This window comes from Acinetobacter sp. NIOH-H-8, assembly GCF_046635365.1.
In the GTDB taxonomy this organism is placed as follows: Bacteria; Pseudomonadota; Gammaproteobacteria; order Pseudomonadales; family Moraxellaceae; genus Acinetobacter.
Genome location: NZ_JBHDVN010000091.1, coordinates 1 through 4,806 on the forward strand (window position 1 = coordinate 1; position 4,806 = coordinate 4,806).

Genomic DNA, 4,806 nt, shown 5'->3' on the forward strand with positions numbered 1-4,806 from the left:
TTCTTCATAATCTCTTAATGATCTTCTTGCTACTTCGTCAGTAGCAAGCTAGGTCGGCTATATTACTCTCTATCTCTAGAAAGTCAACCAGTAATGAAAATTATTTTTAAACTTTCTTTCTAAAACCCAACTCAAGCATTTCATGCTAAGTTACTGTTTTATCAGAAGTTTTAATCTTCATCACCGCCGATGGATGTGCATTCTACAGTATTTCAGGGGGCTTGCAATACCTTTTTAGACTGATTTAATTCGGGTGTTTATTTTATAAACCAATAAATTCATAAATGACTGTTTTCTATATTAAATTTATTTTAAGAAAAATATTCATTATTTTATTTAGAAACACTCAATAATATTAAGTTATTGTATTTAAATGTTTTTATAATTTTAAAAATATAAAAAGCAGAGCTTTCACCCTGCTTTTTGTATTTAATCTAATCAAATTAGAACTTCATACTGACACGTGCCCAGTAATTTCGTCCCATATTATTAAATTGCTCAGTAGCAGGTAGCCCCACTCCAGCATTGCCCATTTTATTCAAATGTTCTGTATAAGTCCGGTCGAAGACATTATCGACACCGACTGAAAGATCCACACCCTCATTCACACGATAGGTGCCATTTAAAGACAATGTACCAAAACCAGCACTCTGTTTATGGTCATAACCGACAATATTGCCTTCACGTTCGCTAATGCGGTTTTGACTATCCACTAAACGCCAGTAAGCACCTAAAGTGTAATTCTCCTGGATATAACGCAGATTCACCCGAGCTTCCAAAGGTGCAATTTGTGGCAACGGCGTATGATCAGTCGTATTTTTGCCCCAAGCATACATCGCGCTCACATCAGCCTGAATAGCATCGGTAAACTGGTAGCCAATTCCGGCTTCTGCACCAGCAATAGCCGCGTCAACATTTCTTGAATCTGCCCCATTCATTTTTGCCGACTGCCTTCCTTCCATACCACTACCCATATGATGGTCATGACCTGAATTTGCAGTTTCAGGATAAGTCATCAGAATAAAATCCTGAACAATACCAGCATAAGCCGATACCCATGAATTGAAGGCACCATGATGATGTTGATAGCCCAGATCAAGCTGTAAGGTTTTTTCGGTATTTAACTGTTTAAATGTATTTGCAGTTACACCCTGATAATCGGTTTTAAATAATTCCCAATAATCCGGCACACGCTCGACGTATCCCAGACCAATATAAGTTTTACCGTCATCATGCTCAGGATGAGTATTTTCAAAACGGATAAAGGCGCTCGGCAAGGTTTCCTGACGGCTTTGACCAGTTTTTAAGGCATCAATATCAACCTGATCGACTCGTACACCACCAACCAGTTTATGGTTATCACTGAGTTCATGGCTCAACTCACCAAAAGCTCCATAAGACTGGAATTTCATATCTGGCGTGAGCGGCATGTTCATATTGGTTGAAGTCATTCCCCCAGCATGCGTATTGTGCTGAGAATCCACACCCGCAATTAACTGGGTTTTATCCCATTCACTTGTTATCACCATACGGGAATTTAAAGTACGGCGTGTGACCTGCATAGCGGATGGATTGGCTTTCATGCTATGGGTGGCCATGTCATGGATCATCGGTACAGGCCGCAGACTAAAGTTATCCATGATGTGATCGTTATAGTTATAGTTGATCTGTGCCTCAACTTTCTGAATGACATCCGTCAGATTTCTCTTTTCAACACGTAAGCCGAGGCTTTCACGGGCAAACTGAGATCCATCCATATCACGGCCAGCATAAACCGCCTCGCCATCAGCTTTACCACTGGTCAGCTCGACCCAGGTATCTTCATCCGGTGTCCAGCCCAGTGCCAGATCTGCATTCCATCGTTCCCAATCTGAAGGTACAGTTTGACCATTACCATCTTTATAACTGCTTGATACCGAACGGTTGGTGTTCAGGCGGATATACTTTTTTTCATCACCAGCAGCTGCTTCAATATTCTGGTCCAGACGACCAAAAGATCCCATTAGTACACTGGCCTGACCGCGATAATGTTGATCTTCCCCAAACTGTTCAGGTGTACGTTCAAAAATGACGGTTGCTGCCGAACCGGTATTGGCATATTGAACCGTTTGCGGGCCTTTAATCACTGAAATACGATCATAACTTTCTGGAGAAATATATGAAGTGGGCGAATCCATCCGGCTTGGGCAGGCACCGAGGTTTTCAGTGCCATCAGTCAGGATTTTAATGCGTGAACCGAACATACCACGAAAGGTCACATCGCTATTGGTACCTGCTCCGCTATTGACCGAACTAAAACCTACAATACTTTGCAGATAATCTGCGCCATCAGTTGCTGGCACTGGCTGAATCGGCTGTTTTGGATCAGCACGAACAATCAGACCATTGGCATCATTACCGGCAGTTGAAGTCACCACAATCGGTGCCATGGTTTGTACTGGCATGGCTTCATTTGCCAGCACCATCGAAGAATAACAAGCAACACAAATCGCAGCCGTAAGGGGCTGTAAAGAAAATTTAGGCTGAACCATTTTCTATCTCACTGAATACATAAATTGAACACGGCCTAAGTCAGTAAAGACCCAGGCAAAACAACGTGGATTTATGCAAACAGTGGCGGTGCCCGTCCCTGCGGGATTAAAAAGAGTCGTTGAAGGATAAACCAGACATGCTTAAAGGCTTGTTCAAAAGCCAATAGTCTGACCTGAATTCGATCCAGGACTTCTTTCACTTCAAGCTCAGGCGGCAAAACCAGGTTGCCATAGACAGTACAGTACTGACACTGATGACTGGCATCGTGTTCATGCGCCATGGAGTCCGAGGAAATAGGATGCTGATCAAGATGATGAGCAGGATGTTCAGAATGAACATGAGAGGAAACTAAAAGGGCACGCGTGATGGTTTCACAGACCGGAGCAACCTGATATTGCTTCGGCAGTAAAGGCTGTAAGAATACAGCAATCTGTAGAAATACCGCTACAAAGGAAAGTAGCAGACCTCCCCGCAGAACCATAGGCAACCCTTAAATTTATCTAGGCTGAGTATAACAAAACCCAATCAAAATTGGGCTTGTTGAATCATAAAAATTGCTTGGGAAAATAATTTTAGCGTTTAACTGCAACTTTTTCCTTATTGCGCTGGCGAACCAGTTTTTCTACTTTTTCACGGGCACGCTGACGTTTTAATGGCGACAGATAATCCACAAAAAGTTTACCATTTAAGTGATCCATTTCATGTTGGATGCACACAGCGAGAAGTCCATCAGCCTCTTGTTCAAAGGGTTGACCATCCAGACCAATTGCCTCAATTTTTACGCGTGACGGACGCTCAACTTTATCGTATATTTGAGGAACTGATAGACAGCCCTCTTCATAAGGCTGTGTTTCTTCAGTCAATGGTGTGATTTTGGGGTTAATGAACACCAGGGGTTGATCTTTGTTTTCAGACAGGTCCATCACAATCAGCTGAATATGACGATCGACTTGGGTCGCGGCGAGTCCGATGCCTGGCGCTTCATACATGGTTTCAAACATATCTGCAGCGAGCTGACGAATTTCATCAGTAACTTCTTCGACTGGTTGTGCAATGGTACGAAGACGGGGATCCGGGAAACTTAAAATAGGTAATAAGGCCATACTGCGTCCTCAATTATGCCATTGATCAAAAAACCAAATGAAGGGAATGCTTCATCAAAAAAATGTGTGTAAGATCGTTATTATAACGCAATTACGCACATAATTTTAGGAATTATGATAATGAAAAAGGTTTTGAAGGGCATGCCATTTTTTAGTGCCTTGGGGTTAAAAAATCGGTGGTGTTTCAAAAAGTATGCTGATTATATTTTAACCACAATTGAAATCTCATAAAGCATTAAAAATATAGTGAATTTAATTTACTTATTTTCAATTTCTCTATTGACAGAATTAACTAGCATACTTTTTGAAACACCCCCAAAAAATCAAATGCTCGCACTGGCAGTTTGTGTCGGAGTGAGTATGGGGACAATGTATTCAGCCGAGGCAGCTCCTGCCCGCAATGTCAATCCACCTGCTTTAAAAGCCAGTGCGCCTAATGTCTACGTGGTCAAAAAAGGCGATACATTGTGGGATATTTCAAAACGTTTCTTAAAAAATCCGGTGCGTTGGCCAGAAATCTGGGCCAGTAACAAGCACGTGAAAAATCCACATTGGATTTTTCCAGGTGATCGCCTGTTGATGTGTGACTATCAAGGTCGTCCAATTATCGGTAAAGACGAAGGTGATGGCTGTGAAGGTATCATCAGTCGTTATATCGGTAGTACTTCATTACAACCACAGGTTCGCGTTGAATCTTTAAATAATACGATTCCAGTGATTCCATTAGCGCACATCCAGCAATGGCTGGAACGCTATACCATTGTGGCAGCGGATTCAGTTCAGGGTTATTAATTGTTATTTGAATTCTACTTATTTCTATACTATTATATACAAATGAGTAGATATATTAGCATTAGTGTTGCAGCTAAAACATTGGGTGTATCCATCCAAACCTTAAGAAGGTGGGATGAGGAAGGTGTTTTAGTTGCAGATCGAACACCTAAAAATCACAGACGTTATGATCTGAGCAAAATCACGCCTGAACTTATCCATGATCTCGCTATTCAAAACAATCGAAAAACGATTGCTTATGCAAGAGTTTCAAGTCACGACCAAAAGGCTGATCTTGAAAGGCAGAAACAAGTTTTGGAGATGTATTGCGCCAAGCAAGGTTGGACATTTGAATTAATTAGCGATCTTGGTTCAGGAATGAATTATCGCAAAAAGGGGT

Annotated in this window: 4 protein-coding genes and 1 pseudogene; 2 read left to right on the top strand and 3 right to left on the bottom strand. The window is 41.6% G+C overall.

The window, feature by feature from the left end; translation table 11 throughout:
- Positions 1-443: 443 nt before the first annotated feature.
- The 3 genes from ACEWB7_RS16915 to def all read right to left on the bottom strand — a co-directional run bounded on the left by ACEWB7_RS16915 (position 444) and on the right by def (position 3,635).
- Positions 444-2,531 (bottom strand): TonB-dependent copper receptor, encoded by a 2,088-nt coding sequence (locus tag ACEWB7_RS16915; protein WP_125279457.1) that lies wholly within the window; start codon positions 2,529-2,531, stop codon positions 444-446.
- Positions 2,532-2,602: 71 nt separating this feature from the next.
- Complete coding sequence (locus ACEWB7_RS16920) at positions 2,603-3,013, bottom strand: DUF2946 family protein (RefSeq protein ID WP_005233427.1); 411 nt, start codon at positions 3,011-3,013, stop codon at positions 2,603-2,605.
- A gap of 91 nt (positions 3,014-3,104) precedes the next feature.
- Positions 3,105-3,635, bottom strand: a complete 531-nt coding sequence (def, locus tag ACEWB7_RS16925; RefSeq protein ID WP_125279456.1) for a peptide deformylase — start codon at positions 3,633-3,635, stop codon at positions 3,105-3,107.
- A 327-nt stretch (positions 3,636-3,962) separates the two neighbouring features.
- Between def and ACEWB7_RS16930 the strand changes: the two are divergent.
- Both ACEWB7_RS16930 and ACEWB7_RS16935 read left to right on the top strand, forming a co-directional pair.
- Positions 3,963-4,421 (top strand): annotated as a pseudogene (locus tag ACEWB7_RS16930) (LysM peptidoglycan-binding domain-containing protein); the annotation flags it as partial.
- A gap of 48 nt (positions 4,422-4,469) precedes the next feature.
- A partial coding sequence (locus ACEWB7_RS16935; RefSeq protein WP_411580982.1) for an IS607 family transposase occupies positions 4,470-4,806 on the top strand: 337 nt, incomplete at its 3' end.

Coding starts and splice junctions, on each gene's coding strand:
- ACEWB7_RS16920 (WP_005233427.1), bottom strand. CDS start 3,013: ATGGTTCTGCGGGGAGGTCTGCTACTTTCCTTTGTAGCGGTATTTCTA.
- ACEWB7_RS16915 (WP_125279457.1), bottom strand. CDS start 2,531: ATGGTTCAGCCTAAATTTTCTTTACAGCCCCTTACGGCTGCGATTTGT.
- def (WP_125279456.1), bottom strand. CDS start 3,635: ATGGCCTTATTACCTATTTTAAGTTTCCCGGATCCCCGTCTTCGTACC.